The organism is Rhodococcus sp. IEGM 1406, from assembly GCF_030056745.1.
Classification (GTDB): domain Bacteria; phylum Actinomycetota; class Actinomycetes; order Mycobacteriales; family Mycobacteriaceae; genus Rhodococcus_F; species Rhodococcus_F erythropolis.
In genome coordinates this window covers 376048-397261 of record NZ_JASHKO010000003.1, presented here as the reverse complement: position 1 = coordinate 397261, position 21214 = coordinate 376048, and the positions used below count along the sequence as shown (strand labels likewise).

General features: G+C 62.7%; 18 protein-coding genes. 8 read left to right on the top strand and 10 right to left on the bottom strand.

Features of this window, described 5'->3' with window-relative positions; translation table 11 throughout:
• Positions 1-44: 44 nt before the first annotated feature.
• Both QM596_RS17510 and QM596_RS17505 read right to left on the bottom strand, forming a co-directional pair.
• Positions 45-773, bottom strand: a complete 729-nt coding sequence (locus QM596_RS17510; protein WP_007734116.1) for an acetoacetate decarboxylase family protein — start codon at positions 771-773, stop codon at positions 45-47.
• Positions 770-1630, bottom strand: coding sequence for an SDR family oxidoreductase (locus tag QM596_RS17505; protein ID WP_283309562.1), 861 nt, complete (start codon positions 1628-1630; stop codon positions 770-772). Before QM596_RS17505 ends, QM596_RS17510 begins: the two co-directional genes overlap by 4 nt.
• A gap of 139 nt (positions 1631-1769) precedes the next feature.
• Between QM596_RS17505 and QM596_RS17500 the strand changes: the two genes are divergently transcribed.
• Entirely contained in the window at positions 1770-2975 is a 1206-nt protein-coding gene (locus QM596_RS17500) for a cytochrome P450 (protein ID WP_283309561.1), read from the top strand.
• Here the strand turns inward: QM596_RS17500 and QM596_RS17495 are convergent.
• The gene (locus QM596_RS17495) at positions 2964-3398 is read right to left on the bottom strand and encodes a cupin domain-containing protein (RefSeq protein WP_003945598.1); all 435 of its coding nucleotides are present in this window, start codon (positions 3396-3398) and stop codon (positions 2964-2966) included. The genes QM596_RS17500 and QM596_RS17495 overlap by 12 nt on opposite strands.
• Before the next feature lie 125 nt (positions 3399-3523).
• On the opposite strand from QM596_RS17495, the gene QM596_RS17490 reads away from it, so the two are divergent.
• Entirely contained in the window at positions 3524-3880 is a 357-nt protein-coding gene (locus QM596_RS17490; RefSeq protein ID WP_029537545.1) for a hypothetical protein, read from the top strand.
• A gap of 17 nt (positions 3881-3897) precedes the next feature.
• Here the strand turns inward: QM596_RS17490 and QM596_RS17485 are convergent, their stop codons facing one another.
• Complete coding sequence (locus tag QM596_RS17485) at positions 3898-4845, bottom strand: alpha/beta hydrolase family protein (protein ID WP_029254469.1); 948 nt, start codon at positions 4843-4845, stop codon at positions 3898-3900.
• A 118-nt stretch (positions 4846-4963) separates the two neighbouring features.
• Here QM596_RS17485 and QM596_RS17480 point away from each other — a divergent pair, with 118 nt between their 5' ends.
• Complete coding sequence (locus QM596_RS17480; RefSeq protein WP_029254470.1) at positions 4964-5563, top strand: TetR/AcrR family transcriptional regulator; 600 nt, start codon at positions 4964-4966, stop codon at positions 5561-5563.
• 12 nt (positions 5564-5575) lie between these two features.
• On the opposite strand, the gene QM596_RS17475 is transcribed toward QM596_RS17480, so the two are convergent.
• The 4 genes from QM596_RS17475 to QM596_RS17460 form a co-directional block, all read right to left on the bottom strand.
• Complete coding sequence (locus tag QM596_RS17475) at positions 5576-6658, bottom strand: ABC transporter substrate-binding protein (RefSeq protein ID WP_020968444.1); 1083 nt, start codon at positions 6656-6658, stop codon at positions 5576-5578.
• Between the two features lie 78 nt (positions 6659-6736).
• Positions 6737-7534 carry an ABC transporter permease gene (locus tag QM596_RS17470; protein ID WP_003945590.1) on the bottom strand — a complete coding sequence of 266 codons (798 nt, stop codon included), beginning with the start codon at positions 7532-7534 and terminating at the stop codon, positions 6737-6739.
• Entirely contained in the window at positions 7531-8361 is an 831-nt protein-coding gene (locus QM596_RS17465; protein WP_029254471.1) for an ABC transporter permease, read from the bottom strand. Before QM596_RS17465 ends, QM596_RS17470 begins: the two co-directional genes overlap by 4 nt.
• The gene (locus QM596_RS17460) at positions 8358-9191 is read right to left on the bottom strand and encodes an ABC transporter ATP-binding protein (RefSeq protein WP_020906250.1); all 834 of its coding nucleotides are present in this window, start codon (positions 9189-9191) and stop codon (positions 8358-8360) included. Before QM596_RS17460 ends, QM596_RS17465 begins: the two co-directional genes overlap by 4 nt.
• Positions 9192-9288: 97 nt before the next feature.
• On the opposite strand from QM596_RS17460, the gene recC reads away from it, so the two are divergent.
• From recC to recD, 3 genes are read left to right on the top strand one after another with little or no spacing between them, the layout of a single operon-like run.
• On the top strand, positions 9289-12570 hold the full coding sequence (recC, locus tag QM596_RS17455; RefSeq protein ID WP_283309560.1) for an exodeoxyribonuclease V subunit gamma: 3282 nt from the start codon (positions 9289-9291) through the stop codon (positions 12568-12570).
• A 3-nt stretch (positions 12571-12573) separates the two neighbouring features.
• On the top strand, positions 12574-15891 hold the full coding sequence (locus QM596_RS17450; RefSeq protein ID WP_283309559.1) for a UvrD-helicase domain-containing protein: 3318 nt from the start codon (positions 12574-12576) through the stop codon (positions 15889-15891).
• Positions 15888-17756, top strand: coding sequence for an exodeoxyribonuclease V subunit alpha (gene recD, locus QM596_RS17445; RefSeq protein ID WP_283309558.1), 1869 nt, complete (start codon positions 15888-15890; stop codon positions 17754-17756). The genes QM596_RS17450 and recD overlap by 4 nt, the downstream gene beginning before the upstream one ends.
• Before the next feature lie 26 nt (positions 17757-17782).
• Here recD and QM596_RS17440 read toward each other — a convergent pair whose 3' ends face one another.
• Both QM596_RS17440 and QM596_RS17435 read right to left on the bottom strand, forming a co-directional pair.
• Positions 17783-18151 (bottom strand): cupin domain-containing protein, encoded by a 369-nt coding sequence (locus QM596_RS17440; protein ID WP_007734139.1) that lies wholly within the window; start codon positions 18149-18151, stop codon positions 17783-17785.
• 245 nt (positions 18152-18396) lie between these two features.
• On the bottom strand, positions 18397-18960 hold the full coding sequence (locus QM596_RS17435; RefSeq protein WP_133727702.1) for a TetR/AcrR family transcriptional regulator: 564 nt from the start codon (positions 18958-18960) through the stop codon (positions 18397-18399).
• A gap of 98 nt (positions 18961-19058) precedes the next feature.
• Here QM596_RS17435 and QM596_RS17430 point away from each other — a divergent pair, with 98 nt between their 5' ends.
• Positions 19059-20285 (top strand): metal-dependent hydrolase family protein, encoded by a 1227-nt coding sequence (locus QM596_RS17430; RefSeq protein WP_283309557.1) that lies wholly within the window; start codon positions 19059-19061, stop codon positions 20283-20285.
• The gene (locus QM596_RS17425; RefSeq protein WP_283309556.1) at positions 20282-21154 is read left to right on the top strand and encodes an alpha/beta hydrolase; all 873 of its coding nucleotides are present in this window, start codon (positions 20282-20284) and stop codon (positions 21152-21154) included. The genes QM596_RS17430 and QM596_RS17425 overlap by 4 nt, the downstream gene beginning before the upstream one ends.
• Positions 21155-21214 lie beyond the last annotated feature (60 nt).

Sequence of the window (21214 nt, the reverse complement as noted above, 5' to 3'; positions counted from 1 at the left end):
AGCCCGAGTCACACGTGACCGAAAGGGGTGCCGTCGGCTGACACTCAGATCGTTGTCGCCTCCCCGAACGTCATCGCCAGGTTTTTGATGGTCGTGGTCATCAGGGCCCTGCGGGGGAGTCCCAGTTTCCGAAGCTCCGCCGCCATCGGGTGACTACCCAGCTGAACCTCTGCTCCACCAGGGCGCGATTTGACGCCGGTCGGCGCCATGTCCCACGACGTGCACCTGGTTGCGCCGTCGAGATGCGAGTACGCGGCCAACGACATGTTGGCTCCGCCGCCAGGCACGCTGACGCCGGACTTCACACTCAACTGTGTGATGAGTTTGCCGTCGCGCGAGACGGATCCGCGCTTGACCGAGCCGACGTGCTCGGTGTCGAACTCGGCGAGCACCTTCGGGAATCCCCAGATTTCCCGGCCGGCGGCCTTGGTGAACTCTCCGTCCACCGGCAACTCGTGAATGAGTGCCCCTGCAGTTCCGGCAGCGAGCGAACGTAGATCTCCCAGCACCGAGGTTTCGGGAGGCGCAGTGTGGCTACGCACCATGTACGTCACCCCGAATTCGTTGTACGGCCCCAGATCCCCATCGATGTAGTCGACAAAAACCAGGCCGCACAGCGCCCGGCCGGGACGGTATTGGAGGACGGTCAAGCCGGTGTAATCGATGATCGACTGCGCCGTTGCGCTGGGTACCGAGTACAACGCCATGAAGGCTGACGCGGTGCGAACTTCGACGGGCATCTCGACCTTCTTGCCCAGAATCGTGTAGCTCATGGCGCGACCACCCCGCGGAGCCCGTCGGATCCGTAGACGGGTTCGAGCATCGAGCGGAAATCCGGTCCGCGGCGCAGCATTTGGCCTCCGTCGACGTTGATGATCTGCCCGGTGATCCAGGTGGACTGCGGTCCGAGGAGGAAGGAAGCGAGTCCGGCGACGTCCTCGACCTCGCCGACGCGTTCGAGCGGCGTGTTGGCCAGGTAGTCGTCCAGGATGGGGCCACCGTCGGTGATGAGCGCGACCAGATCCGTTCGGGTCAGCCCCGGGCGGATCGCGTTGACACGAATGTTGCTGGCGCCCAGTTCGTCTGCTGCCAACTGCACCAGGTGGTCGACGCCGGACTTCGAGACACCGTACGCGCCGAACCAGCGATGTGTGTTGCTGCTGGCGATCGACGAGATCGCGACGATGGATCCACCGCCGCCTGCCACCAGCGCCCGAGCGCCGTGCTTGATCGTCAGCATGGTCCCCGTGACGTTGAGGTCGACGGTGCGGCGCCACGCGTCGACGTCGAGTTGCGTGACCGGTGCGATGGTTTCGTTCCCGCCGGCGCAGGCCACGACTCCGTCGAGCTTTCCGGTGACGGAGACCGCCGCGGCAACAGCGGCGACGACGTCTGCCTCGATCGTGACGTCGGTAGGGGAGACGCTGACCGATCCTTCCGGACTCGACTGCCGGGTCGATTCGGCGGCAGCTTCGAGTTTCTCCTTGTTGCGTCCGCAGATCGTGACGTGAGCGCCAGACGCAACGAGCGAACGAGCGATGCCCAGGCCGATGCCACTACCGCCGCCGGTCACCAGTATCGATGTGCCGGTGAAAGTGGGTATGCCCGCTGAGGCGGTGTCGTCGTCCATGCGTGTCTCCTGGTCGTTGCTCCGGCGGGCTCGCGTGCTGCTTCTGGAGGTTTTCCGGTCCGGCTTCGGTGAAAACGCCCCACGCTATATAGGAACAGGTTCTACTTATTGAGGCAAGGGTTGTGCGAGAGGTGGAGTGATGGCTACCAGACCGACCTTCGATTTGATCGACGGACGCTTCTACAGCGGAGACCTCGGGAATGTGCGCGACGCATACGCCTGGATGCGTGATCACGAGCCCGTGTACCGAGACGACGCCAACGGAATCACCGCGGCCGCGAGCTACGACGCCGTCATCGCAGCCGAGCGGGATCCCGAACTGTTCTCCAACGCCGGCGGCATCCGCCCCGAAACGGGTCCGTTGCCGCAGATGATCGACATGGACGACCCGCAGCACCTCACGCGTCGACGCTTGGTCAACGCGGGTTTCACACGCAAGAAGGTCGAAGCCAAGGCCGGCCGTATCCGGGAGATCTGCGATCAACTGATCGACGCCGTCTGTGAGAAAGGAGAAGCCGACTTCGTCGCAGACCTGGCCGCACCACTTCCCATGGCCGTCATCGGCGACATGTTGGGTGTCCGTCCCGAGGAACGCGCGTTGTTTCTGCGGTGGTCGGATGATCTGGTGAAGGCATTGGGAAGCAACGCTTCCCAGGAGCAACTGCAGGCCATGATGGCTGCGTATGTCGACTTCACCGCGTACATGATGCGAACCATTGCCGAGCGGAGGAGCGAGCCGGCCGACGATTTGGTGAGCACATTGATTCACAGCGCGGTTGACGGCGAGGCCCTCTCCGATCAGGAAATCGTCAACGAGTCCCTACTGATCCTCATCGGCGGTGACGAGACCACACGGCACGTCCTGAGCGGCGGCATGGAGCAACTGCTGCGCCATCCGGACCAGCATCGAGCGCTGGTCGACGATCCCGATGCCATTCCGTTGGCGATGGAGGAGCTGTTGCGGTGGTCCTCGCCGATCAAGAACATGGCTCGCACTCTGACCCGTGATACCGATTTCTTCGGTGCGCAGCTGAAGGCGGGCGAGAAGATGCTACTGCTCTTCGAATCGGCAAATTTCGACGAGTCCGTGTTCCTGAACGCCGAACGGTTCGATATCGGCCGCACACCGAATCCACACGTGGCCTTCGGCTTCGGAACGCATTTCTGTCTGGGTAATCAGCTGGCCAGGCTCGAGGGACGGATCATGTTCGAGCAACTCTTCGCCAGGCTGCCGGGAATGGAACTCGCCACCGACGCGCCGTTGCAGCGGCGTGCCGCCAACTTCGTGTCCGGTCTCGAATCGATGCCGGTGAGGTTTACCGCTTCGGCGTCGTCAGCCGGGTAGCTGGCAGTTGGGCGGCGCAGCATCTTCGGAGAGGGGGCTGCCCGCCGGATTGACGTAGACGACCTCGAGCACCAATGGTGTTGTCTGAGAGTTATTTCCGATGTGCACATGATCTGAACCGCTCGGTTCGATCAAAGTATTTCCGGCGCTGTAGATCCCGTCGACGGAGCAATCGGATCGGTAGTGGCTCAACGTGCCCTGCGCGATCAGCGCGTAGAGCGTCCCGTCGTGGAAGTGCCAACCGGTGGAACCGCCGGGGTCGATGGTGATCTGGCGCAGGATGTAGTCCTTGCCGTCGAAAGTCACCTGCCCGAGGATTTCACCGTGTACTCCCGTGCTCGGTGTTGCCGACGCATTGATCGGCGTCAGAGACAGCCCGATCGCTGCGGACACTGCAAGCAGAACCTGATGGCGTTTACGCATGAGCGGCCCTCCCAGACGGATGTGCTCCTGAGTGTCCTCCGTCGATGCCCGGTTTATCCCAGTTTTCGTGGATCCAGCACTGCGAAGGCAGAGGTATGCCCTTGAGAGGCGGTTACGCTCGTGCCATGCAGCAAGTCGCGACGAGGCGCCGGAGCCAGCCGCCGCCTGCGCGCTTCATGTTCGAGGCATTGATCGATCCGTACCGCCAGCCCGCCCGGCACTGGTTGGAACTGCTCGAGAGCGAGATCGCACCGGAGATCGTCAGGGCTGAAGAACCGGAGCTGGTGATCTGGTCGTCGATCTGGCCGGACCGTCCCGACGCCGTCATCCGATTCGACATCGAGGCGGTCGGAAACGGCACGATGCTGCGTTGGACGCTCTTCCTCGAAGATCCGATACCGTCCGAGTCGGACGTTGTCAGGATGCGAAAGCGGCTCAATACATTGATCAATGCGAATCTCAGGTTCAACTTCGGCCAATAAGTTGGATCACTGCCGCATTACTTGGTGTCGACTCGGCCGATCGGGTCGGCGTTGTCGCTGAATGCGGCCTGGGCCGCTGGCCAGCTGGTCTCATCGATGCGCAACGCGGTCCGAAGGTAGGCAGTACTCATCCGTTGGATGGCGGCGACCCGCTCTGGGTTTTCGTCAGTGGTCTCGGCGACTTCGTATCCGACGATTCCGCCGAGTGCGTGCTCGGCACCGTAGAAGGTCAGGAGGTCGGTGGCTCCTGGGCTGTGCGTGTAGGCGTCGGTGAACCAGTCAGGTCCGCGGCTGGACATCTTGGACTGGTCGTGGTCGCCCGCGACGACGAGTGTCGGCGTTGTCAGTTCCTGGAACGAGGGGCGCATGAACGGGAAGTTCGCCTGCGCGAACGGATGTAGGTTCTCGCCGCCGAGACCGGTTGCTGCGAAAAGGATTCCCGCGGTGACGCGACTGTCGGACATGTCCTGGCCGACGACCTGGCCGGCTTCGTCGAAGATCCGTGCTCCGAGGAGTGACTGAGCGGTTTGCCCACCCCAGGAGTGGCCCGTGGCGGCAACTCGACTGCGGTCGATGCGGCCGGCAAGTCCGGGCACGGCAAATTCGATGGTGTCGAGCTGATCGAGGATGCGTGTGAGATCCGCGATCCTCTCGGTCCAGATCGTCGGGAACACCGGGTGATCGAACCCGAAACCGTTCCGGCGCGAGTCCAGGTGTGTCGGCTGGATCACCACGAATCCGTGGGATGCCCAGAATGCCGTGAGTGGCGAGTATCCATCGAGGTTCCACCCGTTGCCGTGGGAGAACACCACAACGGGGAGGTTCGTGCCTGCCGCCGGAGCAGACACACGTACTTCCAGCGGGACTGGTCGATCGAGGGCGAACAACTCGACGGGGGCAACGGAGACGACCGGGGTGCCGGCGCCGATGATGCCGTTCAGCGTGTCGATCATTGATGAGGTCATGGCAAGTTCCTTGCTGAGGCTGCACCCTGCGATACTGGTTATCGGAGCGTCGCTCCGCAACATTACGGAACGTTGTTCCGTAATGCAAACATATGTCGTGAGTCAGCGAGGAGTGCACATGGCTGATGCCCAGGACGAGCAGTCGCGCGTCGCCTCTCCCAAGCAAGTCGGTCGCCCACGTCGAAGCGAGCAGGCGCTGCTCGACGCGGCGGCAGCAGTGTTCGTAGAGTCCGGAGTCGACGCTCCGGTGCGGGAGATTGCGGCGAAGGCCGGCGTCGGCATGGGGACGATCTACCGCCACTTCCCGACGCGCCCCGAGTTGGTGGTCGCCGTATACCGACACCAAGTCGAGGCGTGTGCGGACGCGGGCCCACAGATGCTCGCGGAGAGTGCAACGCCGGAGGCGGCTTTGCGGGCATGGGTGGCTTTGTTCGTGGAGTTCCTGGTCACCAAGCACGGGCTCGCCGGCGCACTGCAAGGAGACAGCGCCGGGTCCGACGCTCTGCACGCCTACTTCGTCGACCGCCTCGTCCCGGTATGTGGCTCCCTCCTGGAGGCAGCGCTCGAGTCTGTTGGCACTGCTTCGCGGGTCGATGCGTACAACGTGCTCAAAGGCATCGGGAACCTTTGTATCGGTGCTGGGTCCGATGCCCGGTACAAGGCCGAGGTCCTTGTACAACTATTCATCTCGGGCGTACTCGCGCGAGAGGTTCGTTGACGCTCGGCTCAGTCAGATCAACTCCGGATTCTCGGCGTACACCTCTTCGAGGATCGACATGTCGAACAGTTGGTCCGCCGTAATCTCCAGCCCCGCTTTCGACAGTGCCGCGATGTTCTGTTCGATCAGTTGGGGTGTCATCGTGAACAACCCGTTTGCTTTGGTATCTGCCGACACCACAAGATCGTTCTGTGCGGTGGCTTCCTTGATCTGCTCTTCGAGTTCCAGGTTCTGGTCCTTGCCGTAGACCTCGACGGCAAGCCGCGCCGACTCTGCCGGATCAGCGACCGCATCCTTCCATCCCTGGATCTCGGCCTTCAGGAATGCCTTGAGCTTGTCCCTCTCGTTGTCGATGGTGGACTGGAGAACCGTGAACGATTCGGCGACCAACGGCAAGTTGTAGTCCGCGAAGAGGAAGTGGGCGTTGGGGAAACCTTTGGCGGCCAGTGTGATCGGCTCGTTGGTCACGTAGGAGACCCAGCCGTCCACCTCGCCGTTTGCCAGGGGGCTCGGATCGAACTGCGCGGGCACGATCGTCATCTGGCTTTCGGTCAGGCCGTTTGCTGCCAGGAGAGCTCCGAAGACGAGCTGATTGGAATCCTGGACGCCGATCTTCTTGCCGATCATGTCCTGCGGTGAGTTGATCGGTGCCGCAGCGGAACTGACAATCGCAAACGGATTCTTCTGGAACGTCGCCCCGACGATCTTTGCCTCCAGTCCGTCGAGTACGGCGGGTGCTGTGAGCTGCGGTGCGGACATTCCGATCCACACCTTGCCGGTGTCCAAGCCGGCTTCGACGCCGGTACCGGCTGCGCCACCTGCCACCAGGTCTACATTCCCGAACCCGGCATCCTTGTAGTACCCCTTGTCGAGAGCGAAGTACTCGCCGGCGAACTCGATGTTCTTGATCCAGGACAACTGCACTGCAACTGTTCCGAATTCGGAACCGTCGTCCGTGGTTCCGCCACTCGAACTGCTGGAGTCACTGCTACACGCGAGCAATGACGCACTACCGGCGACTGCGATGCCGGTCAGCGCGGAGTAGCGGAAGAAGGCCCTGCGGTCCAGCTGGCGGACGGGCTTGAATGGCGTCATGAATCGGAACACTAGGGCCAGTCGGTTTCGTTCAGTTTGCTTGGGAGAGAGAGTTTGTTGAGGTCGTGTTAACAGATGTCACGACTTGCCCGCCGAAGGACCGAAGCGAGACAGAGCGATGCTTTCGAAGATCCCGACCACGGCGTAGAGGACGATCGACACCACGGTGATCACCACGATAGATGCCCACAATTCGTTGTACTGGTAGCGCGGAATGGCTTTGATCATGCTCGAACCCAAGCCTTGACCGCTACCGAGCCATTCGCCGATCAGTGCTCCGATCAAAGCGCCGGGCACTGACACCCTAGCGGCGGCGAACACCGCCGGAAGTGCGGACGGTACGGACACCATTCGCAATGCGGTCCAACGACTCCCGCCGTACGCAGCTATGAGGTCTTGTGCCTGAGCCGGAGCGGCACGTAGACCGACCATGATCATGACGAGGGCTGGGAAGAACACCACTATCGCAACCATGACCGTCACACCCACGATTCCGCGGCCGAATATCAGGACGATGATCGGGGTCATCGCAACGAGAGGAACAGATCGTAGAAGCATTGCAACGGGCATGAAAGTCTGTTCGACAGTGCGGGAAACGACGAAGATCGACGCCACCACGAGCGCGGCAGTCATTCCGACGGCAAAGCCGACACCGGCGTCGCGCAGAGTGATGAACAGGTTGTCGATGATGCCCGAACGAGCGTCGGCGGACTTAGGACCGGAGAACAGGTACTCCCAGACGTCGGCCGGCGTCTTTCCCACACGCGGGCCGACCTGGGGGAAGGCGTTGAGGAAGACCACCCAGATGACAAGCAGCAGTGCCGAGGCGATGGCAATCGGAGCGAGGAATCTCAATGTTCCTCGTACCGCGGTCATTTCTGTGCTCCCGGAGCGCTCGTCCACGGGGTGACGAGCCGGGCGATCGCTGCGACGACGGCGTATCCCAGGCCGGCGAGCAAGGCGGCGGCGATGGCCATTCCCCACGTTCGCGGGACGTTGTACGACGTCTGAGCGGCCGTGAGTGCGACGCCGATCCCGCTGTCCACCCCGCCGAGATACTCTCCGAGGATGGCACCGAGTACAGCCGAGGGTGCAGCAATCTTGAGGGCGGCAAAGGTACTCGGAAGTGCGCTCACCAGTTGAACTTTGGTGAACTTCTGCCAACGCCCACCACCGTAGGCGGCAACGAGATCGAGACTCGTCTTGTCGGCCGATCTCAGGCCAGCGAGTGTGCCGACCATCGTGGTGAAGAAGCAGTACATCGCGGCGAGAAAGATCGTGGGGGTCCGGCCGCCGAAGACGACCAGGATGATTGGGCCAAGCGCCAACAGCGGTGTGCAGTAGCTCAGAATCGCCAATTGTGTGGCCAATCCCTCGATGGGCGGAATGAGGACGACAAGCACGGCAAGCGTGATCGCCAGCAGATTTCCCCAGAGAAAGCCCTGCAGCGCACCGGAAGCCGTGACGGTGAAATTGGGTCCGTACAGCGACCAACCGTCGTCGAACATCGTCGAGACAACCACCCACGGCGTCGGAATCGTGCCTCCCGCAACACCGGCCGCCGCCAGAATCCACCAGAGAACGATCAGTCCGCAGATGCCGACTGCACCGCCGAACCACGTTGGACGCTTCAATCGGATCCGGCGCGGTACAGATTGCTGCGCCGCCGCGGTCGCGACGTTCTCGATATCGGTAATTGTCATGCGACGCCTGCTTTTCCGAAGAGCAGTCCGGAGAGGTAGTCGTGGATCTCGTGGAACTCGGGTGTACGCATCATCTCGGGAGTACGCGGGCGCGGCAGGTCGATCGGCACGACTTCGAGGACGCGTCCGGGCCTCGGCGTCATGACGGCAACGACGTCGGAGAGGAACACGGCTTCGGCGATTCCGTGAGTCACCATCAACGTGGTCGCCGGTTTCTCGGTCCAGATCCTGAGCAATTCGATGTTGAGCCGTTGGCGGGTCATGTCGTCCAGTGCGCCGAAGGGTTCGTCGAGTAGCAGGACACTCGGCTTGACCACGAGCGATCGTGCGATCGACACACGCTGACGCATACCGCCGGACAATTGAGCGGGCTTGGCCTTCTCGAATCCTTCGAGGCCGACGAGAGCGATCAGGTCGGCGATCTGGTCGGGGTCGGGATCGATGCCGGCAACCTGAAGCGGCAGTTTGATGTTGGAGGTCACCGTCCGCCACGGCAGCAAAGCCGAATCCTGGAAGGCGATTCCGAGTTCGCGGCGCTTGCGTAACTCGGCGGGCGACTGTCCGTTGACAAGTGCTGTTCCCGACGTCGGAGTGTCGAGGCCCGCAAGGATGCGGAGAACGGTGGACTTCCCGCATCCGGACGGCCCGAGCAGAGACAGAAAGGAGCCTTCGCTGGTTTGAAGGGACACGTCGGTCAGCGCGGTCACCGACCGACGACCCATCTCGAAGGTCTTGCCGAGGCCGGAGATGTCGAGACCGGTTCCAGCGGGGCGAGGTGTGGTGACGGGACTGGTCATTCCCGCACAGTACGAACGTCCGGTTGCGGTCATGTTGCCTGCGCGTCACCGCTGCGTGAGGCTGGTTCGGCGTCTCCTGTCACAGCGCCGTGGTGAGATGGACGTCTGGACGGAGTGAGGGGAGCGAAGATTGCTGAAGTTGTACCGGGCCGAGCGTTCGGACACCTTGGTCTCGGCGATGGCCACGCTCCTCCGTACACCGCTGTCGGATCCATTCGCCCGGGAAACTGTTGCGGTGCCGGCCAAGGGCGTCGAGCGTTGGCTCAATCAGCGGCTGTCCTCCCAGCTAGGCACGTCCGGACCGTCAGCCGTGGACGGAATTTCTGCGAACATCGCGTTTCCTTCACCCGCGCGCCTGGTCGCGGAGTCCGTGGCCGCGGTCAGTGGAATCACGGCTGACGACGACCCATGGTCGCCGACGCGATTGGTATGGACGGTTCTCGACGTGATCGACGAGTCCCTCGGCGAGCCCTGGTGCGGAGTCCTGGCGAAACATCTCGAAGGCCATCGTGAAGGTCGACGGTTTGCCTCCGCCACACATGTCACCGAACTCTTCCGCAGTTATGCCGCGCAACGACCACAGATGCTGATCGACTGGGCCGCCGGGCGGTTGACCGACGGACACGGATTGGCGCTGTCGGAGGATTTCGAATGGCAGGCACGTCTGTGGTGCATCGTCGCGGACAAGATCGACGTTCCGGGGCCCGCAGAGCGACTGGGGCAAGTGAGCCGCGCGCTGGTCGAGGACCCGGCCTTGGTCGACCTACCGGAACGTCTGTCGGTCTTCGGGCCGACCCGGCTGCCGGTCGATCAGCGAATGATCTTGAGCGCACTCAGTGCGAATCGGGACGTGCACATCTGGCTCCCGCATCCCAGCCCCGCGCTGTGGACCAAGATGAGCTCGCGCATACCGCCTCGAAGTGAGAGCACGATCCGACGTTCGGAAGACGGGTCGGCGCTGATATCCGCCAATCCGTTGCTGTCGAGTCTTGCTCGCGACGTTCGTGAACTTCAGATCAGCCTCGGTGCCGCCGAGTTCGAGTCGGTGCATCTTCCCGAACCAGCCGGCCCGAAATCCCTCCTGGCGACGGTCAAGGCCGATGTCATCGCAGATCGTGCTCCCAGCGTTGCAGCGGAACCGGATGGGACAGTTCAGGTCCACGCTTGCCACGGGCCGGCACGGCAGGTCGAGGTGCTCCGCGAATGTCTGCTCCGATTGTTCGAGGACGACCCGACATTGCAGCCGCGCGACGTACTCGTGATGTGCCCGGACGTCGAAACGTACGCACCCTTGGTTCGTGCTGCATTCGGGCAAGGCGTCCATGGCCACCCGGGGCATCTCCTTCGAGTAAGGCTGGCAGACCGCGGATTACGTCAGACCAATCCTGTCCTGGCCGTTCTCGGCTCTCTCCTCGACTTGGCCGACGGCCGGGCTACAGCCAGTGAGGTTCTCGACCTGGCAGCGGCTGATCCTGTCCGCACACGTTTTTCGTGGGGCGACGACGAGTTGGAAAGACTGCGGGAATGGACGACGGAAGCGGGTGCTCGCTGGGGAATCGGTAGTCGGCAGCGTGCCACGTTCGGTCTCGACGCATTTCCGCAGAACACCTTCAACACCGCCATGGACCGAATCTTGTTGGGGGTCAGCGCGGACGAATCGGAAAATGCCTGGTTGGATCTCGCGCTGCCGCTCGATGACGTGGACGGCACAGACATCGACCTGACTGGACGTTTCGCAGAGTTCGTCGATCGCCTGGCAGTCGCGCTTCGCGATCTTGCCGGCCCACATTCGCCGGCCGAATGGCTTCGTGTGCTGATGCGGGCCCTGGATCTGCTGACCGACACTGCGCCCGCCGATTCCTGGCAGAGCGCGGGGGCCCACCGCGAACTGGTAGCTGCTGTCGAATTCGGCGGAGAGACGGTGTTACGTCTGGCCGATGTTCGCGCGATGCTCTCGCGCAGCCTCGCGGGCAGACCTACGCGTGCCAACTTCCGAACCGGCGAACTGACGGTGTGCACGATGGTTCCGATGCGTTCGGTACCGCATCGCGTGGTCGTGCTGATCGGACTCGACGACGAGGTGTTCCCTCGAACCGGTGGAGTCGACGGCGACGACATCTTGTCCCGTGATCCCGTTGTGGGGGAGCGTGATCTGCGCAGTGAAGACCGGCAACTGCTTCTCGATGCCGTGATGTCTGCGGGTGAGCATCTGATTCTGTTGTATACCGGTGCCGATCCGGTCACCGGTGTCGTCAGACCGCCGGCGATCCCCCTCAGTGGCCTCCTCGACGTACTCAGTGCGACTGTGGGCCCGGAAGCGATCAACGGGGTGCTGACTCGACACCCGTTGCAGTCGTTCGACAATCGAAACTTCTCGCCGGATCAGCCGTTCAGCTTCGACACGGCAGCGCTGGCCGGTGCCAGGGCTGCTGCCGGAACACCGATCGAATTGCCGACAGTCTTGTCGGCCAAGCTACTCGAGGTGCATCCGAAGGAAGTGAACCTTGCCGACCTGGTGAACTTCCTCGTACACCCCGCCCGTGGTTTTCTGCGCCAACGCCTCGGCGTCCGGGTACCGGAACTCGACGACGACATCGCGGATTCGCTGGCAACCGAGCTCGATCCACTGTCCACCTGGGCTCTGGGTGACCGGATGCTTCTCTCGCGCTTGGCTGGACGCAGCTCTGCGGATTTCCGTGCAGCCGAGTGGCGCCGCGGTACTTTGCCGCCCTACAACCTGGGCGCCTCGGTTCTGGGCAACGTCGAGTGGGTGGTAGACCAACTTGCCGGTCTTGCATTGCCACACCTCGAGGGCAACTCCGAGGCTGTCGACGTCGACATCGACCTCGGTGACGGGCGTCGTCTCACCGGAACGGTAACCGGTGTGCACGGCAATTCAGTGGTGCGGGCGTCGTATTCCTCACTGGCGCCTAAACATCGGATGACGGCCTGGATAAACCTGCTCGCCTTGAAAGCACACGGACGACCCGGTGCGCTCGATGCAGTCTCCATCGGACGGGGTCGGGGAAAGATAGCAGCGGCACGATCGGTGCTCGACGCGCCAGGCAATGCGGTCGAGATCCTGCAGCAACTGGTGAACCTACGCGAGCGGGGGCTGCAGCGTCCGCTGCCGATGTGGGCCGCTACTTCAGCCGAATATGCGCGCCGACGCTTTGGTGGCGAGTCGGTCGACGATGCGACAAACGGTGCGGACACCCAGTGGACCGGGCAGTACGGCGAGATGATCGATCCAAGCAACGCTTACGTTTTCGGAGAAGCTCGAACACTGGCGGAGTTGGCTGCGGATCCGCCGTCGGACGACGAATTCGTCTGGGCCGAGGAACCGACTCGATTCGGAGTTCTCGCCCGACGACTGTGGGATCCGTTGCTGACCAACGAAAGAGCGGAGTAACCCGTGGACTTCGACCTTTTGGGGCCACTACCGACCGGCACCACGGTGTTGGAAGCGAGCGCCGGAACTGGCAAGACCTACGCGATCGTCGGACTCGCGACCCGTTGTGTTGCCGAAGGTCTCGCTGACATTTCGCAAGTTCTGCTGGTGACATTCAGCCGGGCCGCCACTCAGGAACTTCGTGAGCGTGCCAGGGAGAGGTTCGCCGGAGTGTCCGCCGCTCTGGTCGACCCGGAGGCGGCGAGGCGGTCGGATGATGATCTGGTGTCGTACCTCGCGACAGCTGACGACGAGGAGATCGGCGTGCGGCGTCGTCGACTCCTGCGCGCTCTCGCGGAGTTCGACGCCGGCACCATCACGACCACCCACAGTTTCTGTCAGAGGATGCTCGACGGACTCGGCATCGCCGGGGAACGCGAACCCGACACAACTTTTGTGGAGTCGGTCGACGACCTGATCAGTGAGGTCGTCTCGGATTTGTACCTCAGCCGCTACAGCCGGACGGACTCGTCTCCACCGTTTTCCACGAAGGACGCGCTGGCCATTGCCCGAATCGCAGTCGGCGATGGCCAGGCAATTCTCGAACCCGACGGCGAGGAGGAGACCGCTCCCGGTCAGCGAGTCCTGTTCGCGGCGGCTGCTCGCCTCGAGGTTGAACGACGTAAGCGAACCAAAGGAATTCGCGACTTCAACGATCTCCTGACGCTGCTGCACGGCGTGTTGACGGATCCGGAATACGGCCCCGTCGCGTGCCGTCGGGTGCGCGAAAAGTTCAAGGTCGTGCTGATCGACGAGTTCCAGGACACCGATCCGTTGCAGTGGGACATTCTGCGGTTGGCCTTCCACGGACACACCACCCTGGTCCTGGTCGGTGATCCCAAGCAAGCTATCTACGCGTTCCGCGGCGCAGAAGTCCTGAGCTATCTCGATGCGGTCGATCAGGCGGATGCACACCAGGAATTGACCACCAATTGGCGCAGCGATCCAGGGTTGTTGGCGGCACTCGAACACCTCTACGGCGGCGCCGCACTCGGTAACGAGGGCATCGTCGCGCATCCGGTGGAGGCTTCGCACAAGAAGTCTCGGTTGTCCGGCCCGGTGCCGATGCGTGTACGCCATCTGCCGCGTACCGGAGCCGGACCGCTCAATCGTTCGGGATTTCCGGCCGTAGGCAGACTTCGCAGTCGCGTCGCGGACGACGTCGCAGCAGACGTGGTCGGACTGCTGGGCAGCGATGCCCGCTTGGCGGTCGACGGTGATCCGCGCCCGGTCGAGCCGGGAGACGTCGCGGTATTGGTGCGCACCCACAAGCAGGTGGCGATGATTCGCGACGCCCTCGATGCCGTCGGTGTACCGTCCGTGTTGACCGGCGGTTCCAGTGTTTTCGCGACACCCAGCGCAACACAGTGGCTGTGGCTGCTGCAGGCGATCGAGCAGCCACACCGGTCTGATCGCGTCCGGTTGACCGCCCTCTCTCCGATTTTCGGGCGCACCGCCGAAGAATTGGACCTCGACGGCGACAACGTCGTCGCGGAACTCGCGGGTCAACTGCGCTCATACTCCGGGTTGTTCGCACGCGTCGGGTTCGCGGCCGTGTTCGAAAGAATCTCCGCCGAAACGAATCTGGAGAAGCGTGTACTCGCGGCCCCGTCCGGCGAACGAGATTTCACCGATCTGCGGCACGTCGCACAACTTCTCGGCCGCGTCACCACCGAGGAAGCGTTCGGGTTGAGCGCACTGGTTCGCTGGCTCTCCGATCGGATCAAGGACCCGACGTCCGGGAGCGCCACTGACAGAAGCCGCCGCCTCGACAGTGATGCTGCCGCTGTACAAATCGCAACCGTGCACGCCACCAAAGGGCTCGAATTCCCGATCGTCTACGTCCCGTTCAGTTGGGAGAGCGTAGGCGGCTTCAACTCTCCGACGCAGTTGTTGCACGATCCGGATGGGCGCCGCATCCTCGACGTCGGTGGGCAGGAAGGCCCGGGGTACAACGCCAGAAAGATTGTTGCGGAGGCTGAAGAAGCAGGCGAAGAACTGCGACTGCTGTACGTGGCGCTGACCCGGGCGCAGTGCCAACTAGTGCTCTGGTGGGCGCCAAGCTACGGGACCTCACGCTCGCCACTGCACCGGTTGATGCTCGGACGTACACCCGGCATCGCCGAACCTGCTCGGGTAGTGAAGGTGCTCGACGACGGTACAACCGCAGCACGACTCGCGACGTGGCCGGCAGCAGCTTCCGATGTGATCTCGGTGGAACCTGTTGGTCCACATCCACCGTCGCCCGTCCAGTGGTCCGGTGCAGCCGCGAACGTGACCGAACTGGCCGCGGCGCGTTTCGATCGAGACCTGGACACTCTCTGGCGTCGTACGTCGTACTCGGCACTGACCGCCGGAGCGCACCACGCGGTCACGAGCACCGACAGTGAGGTAGAGGATCCCGAAAAGGACGACGAGCCGGAGGATTCCGTAGACGTCGGGACCGTCACCCCCTCGCCGCTGGAGGCGTTGCCTTCACCGATGAACGGTCTTCCGGCGGGCGCCGCATTCGGCACGCTGGTGCATGAAGTGCTCGAGGTGGTGGACACGGCTGCTTCAGACCTGAGAGCGGAACTCCGTATACGCTGCGCCGAGGCGGCCTCGGTTCGGGCGGCCGAGGTCGACTCCGAAGCACTCGCGGATGCGTTGTTGCTGGTGATGCAGACTCCACTGGGATTCGGAACCTTGGCCACGATCGCGCCGAAAGATCGTCTTCCCGAACTCGATTTCGAACTCCCACTGGCCGGTGGCGACGATCCGGTGTCGATGAGTGTCACACTTCGCGGAGTGTCGGAACTGTTGAGGCGCCACCTTCCCCCGGACGACATTCTGGCGTCGTACGCCGACCATCTTGACCGTGTCGAGACGTCACCGATGCGCGGGTTCCTGACGGGCAGTATCGACGCCGTCTTGCGGATCCCGGGCCCGTCGTTCGTGATCGTCGACTACAAGACAAATCGGCTGGGCCGCGGCGATCTGACGGCTGCCAACTACACGCGCGAACTCATGGCGACGGAGATGATGCGCTCGCACTATCCCTTGCAGGCACTGCTGTATTCGGTTGCGCTGCATCGATATCTGCGGTGGCGACTGCCCGACTACGATCCGCATCACCATCTCGGAGGCGCGCAGTATCAATTCGTGCGGGGGATGCTCGGCCCGGACAGTCCGCCGGAATGTGGTGTATTCGAATGGAAACCGCCTGCTCAGCTGACGGTTGAACTATCGGATCTGCTGGCCGGTCTTGATGCGTCCCACACAGTAGGGGAGAAGATTCGATGACCGAGGCGCAATTGGCGCAGCGCGCCAAAGGGATCGTGCGAATCTTCAATGAAGCCGGGGTTCTGGTTGCCGCCGACGTTCATGTCGCGACGAGAGTGTGCAGCCTGGGCGGTGAAACTTCCGAAGAAGTGATGCTGGCCGCGGCGTTGGCAGTTCGGGCCGTGCGATCAGGTTCGGTGTGCCTCGATCTACGACGGATGCGCGACGTGAGCGTCGACAATGCGACGGAAGACGAACTCACGTCGTTGCCGTGGCCCGAACCGTCGGAGATCGTTGCCGCCCTTCGCCTGAGCCCTCTGGTGATCGGCGGCAACGCCGGACCGCTCAGGCCCCTCCGGTTGGTCGACACGGACGACGGTGAGCTTCTCTACCTCGATCGGTACTTTCTGCAGGAGCAGACGATTCGGCGAGTGCTCGACGAGCGTGCGTCCACGTGGCCGCCCGCCGACCTGAAAGCGGTCCGAACGCGCCTGGATTCGCTGTTCGTCGACGAGAACGGGCCGACCGCCAGCCCTGATCGTCAACGGATAGCCGCTGCTCTCGCCGCGACACAGTGGACGACGGTCATCGCCGGTGGGCCCGGAACCGGCAAAACCCATACGGTCGCACGTATTCTCGCTCTCCTGTCGGAGGAACTGGGTTCGAATGCTCGCATCGGGCTGGCCGCACCGACGGGTAAGGCCGCAGCGCGGCTGCAAGAGTCCGTACGTGAGCAGACGGCGAGCCTTGGCCTTCCCGAAGAACTCGCGGCCATGACCCTGCACCGGCTACTCGGTTGGCAGCGGGGGAGTTCGAGCCGCTTCAAATACAATGCGACCAACAGACTTCCCTACGATGTTGTCGTCGTCGACGAGACGTCGATGGTCTCCCTCACCTTGATGGCGCGCCTGCTCGAGGCCGTTCGCTCCGATGCCCGGCTACTGCTCGTCGGCGATCCCGATCAGTTGACCTCCGTCGACGCCGGCGCTGTTCTTGCTGACCTTGTCGCCCGCCCGGTAGAAGTCAGTGGAAATCCGGCGCTGACACAGTTGGTGGGTGACGATCTCACGGCCACCGGTTCCGAAGAGTCCCTGAGTGTGGACGAGCAGGATCGTCTGCGGGGCGGGATCATTCAACTCTCACGCGGGCGCCGCTTCGACGGAACCATCGCGTCGTTGGCCAGGGCAGTGCGAGCGGGAGATTCCGCTGAGGTTCTGCGTATCCTGCGTAGTGGCGATCCCGCCGTCTCCTTCCACTCTCCCGAGGATGTTGACGCATTGCGCGCCGATATCGTTGTGAGTTCAGAGGTGGTGACGAGGTCGGCCGAGGAGGGTGATGCGATCGGCGCCCTGAAAGGACTGGAATCGCACCGTCTTTTGTGCGCGCACCGTGACGGACCGTACGGTGTCGGGCGGTGGGCGCAGCAGGCGATGGAGTGGGTCGGCACGGCATCAGGGCAATTCCTGGACCCGACGAGGTGGTATCCGGGCCAACCCCTGTTGGTGACGGCCAACGACTACGAGGCCAAGATCTACAACGGGGATGCCGGGGTGATCGTGCAGCGTGAGGATGGCGTTCCTATTGCTGCATTCCAGCGGGGGAGTGATGCGTTTCTGATTCACCCGAGCCAACTCTCGTCGGTGCAGACCGTTTACGCGATGACGATTCACCGGAGCCAGGGCAGCCAGTACGACACGGTATCGGTGATGCTGCCGGCCGAGGCTTCGTCACTGCTCACCCGGGAGTTGTTGTACACGGCGATCACTCGCGCCAGAAACCATGTGAGGGTAATCGGCACGGAGGATTCCGTGAGGGCGGGAGTTCAGCGACAGGTGCTCAGGGCAAGTGGGCTGCGTCGGGAGATCCGTCCGTACGACGGGCCGTGAAAGTCGGATGTTGCGGATTCTCTTGGTCATTCGTTGTATACGACGAACACCTTGCGTACGGTCTCGGTGACCGTCCACGTACCCTTCCATCCGATTGGGAAGATTGCACTCGTACCGGCAACGAGATGTACGGGATCGCCGTCGTCCTCCTCGACGGTCATGGCGCCGGAGACGATGGTGATGATCTCGCCGCGGGTGAGGAACTCCCACCGCGACTTTCCCGGTTCGCTCTCCCAGACTCCGGATTGAATGCGGCCGTCGTCACTGGTGAACTCGACATCTGCACGAGTGATGATGTCTCCGCCGAGTGGCTCTGCACTGGGTTGGCCGAGCAGTGCTTGCTGGAAGATCCCACTTGCGCTGTTCAACTCTGCGGCACGGAAGGTAATGGTCACAATTCAATCCTGACTTTCGAAACTCATGTGAATCATCGGACTTGTCGATGATGTCGTGTGTCTGCTGGGTCGGGATAGGTTCACTTGTCGCATCTTTCGGCACTTCGCTCGTACAGATGTCGAAAGTGCGATCGGCCACCATTCAACCGGGGTTCAGAGACCCGGCTCGCGCCGAAACGTGACCGAGCCAATGGCAAACGGCCCCGCGTCGGTGATTTCGAACGAGGGTGATCGGTTGTGAGGCCTTACGTGGTGGACGCTGTCAACGAGGTGATGAAGCGCTCGGCTGCCGCGTCGACCTCGGCGTCGGGGGTGAGCAACCTCTGCAGCAACAGTCCTCGCAGACATGCGGTTGCGATGATGCTCTGCTGCTTTGCATCCACCACTGTGAATCCTTCGCGAAGTGCTGCCGCTTCGAGGAGGTGAGCCAAGTCGTCGAGGTCGGCGGCGAAATCTTGAAATGCTTTGTGCTCGTAAACCGCAAGTCCGGCCAGGTGAAAAAAGGTGCGGCTTCGATCTTCATGCTCGGCGTTCGAGTAGAAACTCCAGATCGCCCTGCACAGGGCCGGGAACCCGAGATCCTTGCCCATCGCGGCTATGACGAGGTTGTCACGGCGGCGCGCTTCCGACAGTACGGCGCTGAGGAGACCTGGTCGTGATCCGAAGTGATAGGTCAGAAGCGTGTGGTGCACTCCGAGTCGCTCCGCTACTTGGCGCATCGACAGCTTCGGACTTGGGCCGGTTTCACCGAACTCGTCGAACAGTGCTTGTAACAGTCGCTCTCGACCCTCCCCAACCGGCGATCTCACGCTACCTCCATTGACGGGTTCACCACTGTTGAGTACGGTACCGCATATCGAATTCACCAGTGTTTAGGAGAGTGGTTTCTAATGCTCGGGAGGTCCCTTTGACTGACGTATGGTTTGCCGGCGGCATGGTCGCGGATGGATCGGGTACCGACCCGGTCGAAGTCGACGTGTGCGTGAGTGGCGGCATTGTCACAGCGATCGGACAGGCGCCGTCGGGTTCGACGACAGTTGACTTGGACGGCATGCTTCTGACTCCGGGGCTGATCGATGCTCATGTCCACCTGGGTATTTCGAGTCCGATCCGAAGGCAATTCGGGTTTGAGCTCTCGGCAGCGGAACTGGCTGCGGGCATCTTCGCCACCGCGGGCGATGCCCTCGACGCGGGCTTCACCACGGTGCGAGACGTCGGTGGCATCGACGGCGGAGTCGTCGACGTTATTGCGAGCGGCAAGGTGCGTGGTCCGCGTGTCCTCTCGTGTGGTCCTGTGCAGTGCCAGACCGGTGGACACGGCTACTACGGGGCCGCATGGGAGCCGACCGAGCTGTGGAACATGCACCACATTCCAGGGCTCTGCGCCTTGTCCTTGATGTCGGGTAATGCCGACGAGCTACGACGCAACGTGCGCGAGTCGTTCCGCCGAGGGGCCACATTTCTGAAACTGTGCGTCACCGGCGGTGTCGTCGGAGACCATGACCGCCTCACCGACACACAGTTCACCGTCGAGGAAATCTCCGTGGCAGTGGAAGAAGCAGCGTCGCGCGGCACCTACGTCACGGTCCACGCGCACAACAATGCGGGCATTCGCAACGCAGTGCGGGCGGGAGTGCGGTGCGTGGAACACGGCACCGACATCGACGCGGAGACTGCCCAGTTGATGCGCGAGCATGACGTGGCTCTGGTCCCTACCTTCGCCGTGGTGGAGCAGTTGACGGACACCGAAAGCATGGACCTGGACCCGGCAATACGAGAGCGTGCAGCCGGAGTGCGTCAACGCATGGCCAGAGCGCTCGAGGCCTCTCGCGCAGCAGGCCTGAGGATCGGCCTGGGCTCGGACCTCATCGGGCCGCACCAAAAGCGCCGAGGTGAGGAGTTGCGCTTGCGCGCGGAGTTGGAGTCGCCGATGCATGCACTCGTTTCGGCCACCAGCGTCAATGCCGACATTCTCGGTATCGGGGAAACCGTCGGGACTATCCGCGTCGGTATGCAGGCGGACATGGTTGCCTGGCAGCAAGACCCACTCCGAGACGCAAAGGTGTTCGCCGATCCGGACATGGCTGCTCTCGTCGTGAAGTCCGGCAATATCGTCAAGGGAGACGTTCGATGAGCGCAATGCTGCACGGATGTTTTGCAGACACGGAGTACTTCGAAATAACGGCGAAGTCGGGGCACAGCTACGGCGTCTGGGTGACCACACCCCCCGGCTACGCGGACTCCATGGATCCCTTACCGCTGATCTACGTGATGGACGGCAACTGGGCTGTAGGTCTTACCGCCCCGCTCATCGTCACGCAGGCAGACCCGTACCTGACGGTCGCCCCGTACATCCAGGTCAGTGTCGGATATGCCGGTGAGGAAGCCGCCAACTGGGCACGGCTCCGCAACCGCGATCTCGTGCCGCCTGGGGAACCGGTAGGCGAAGAAATGATGGCTACTCTTGCCGCTGCTCGCGACTCTGGTGCAATGACCCAGGAGTACGTGGACGCCTACCTCGAGGAGCTGGCAGACACCCACGGGGACGTCTTCCTCGACTTCCTGACCAACGAACTCCACCCTCGCCTGTACTCGTCGGAGCTACGTGTCAGCGAGTCCGGGCACGGACTCTTCGGGTACTCGTACGGAGGCCTTTTCGCCCTCTACGCATGGCTGCGCGACGCGCCCCCATTCGCGACCTTCGGTGCGGGTAGTCCCGGAGTTGTGAACGCCGACAGCCAGATCCACACACTGGTCGAGGCACTGCCCGAGCGTGGCGTGGGCTCAGTTGTTCCGCAGCTGCACGTCACGCTGAACGAAGCCGAACTGACTGGACCCATTCCGATCTATCGCGGACTGTCACGCAATGTTCTCGCCGTCATGGAGCAGTTGCATGGCAAGGGACGGTCGCAGGATGTTTCGACCGCGTTGCTGCACGAGACGCACGTCACCGGGCTGCAGGCATCGTTCCTGAGCTACTTGAAGACCTGCCATGCACGTTAGCTCTCCGTCCCGGAGACGATGTGCCGCTGACACGTTCTAGGGCGATTTTCCGTAGACGCC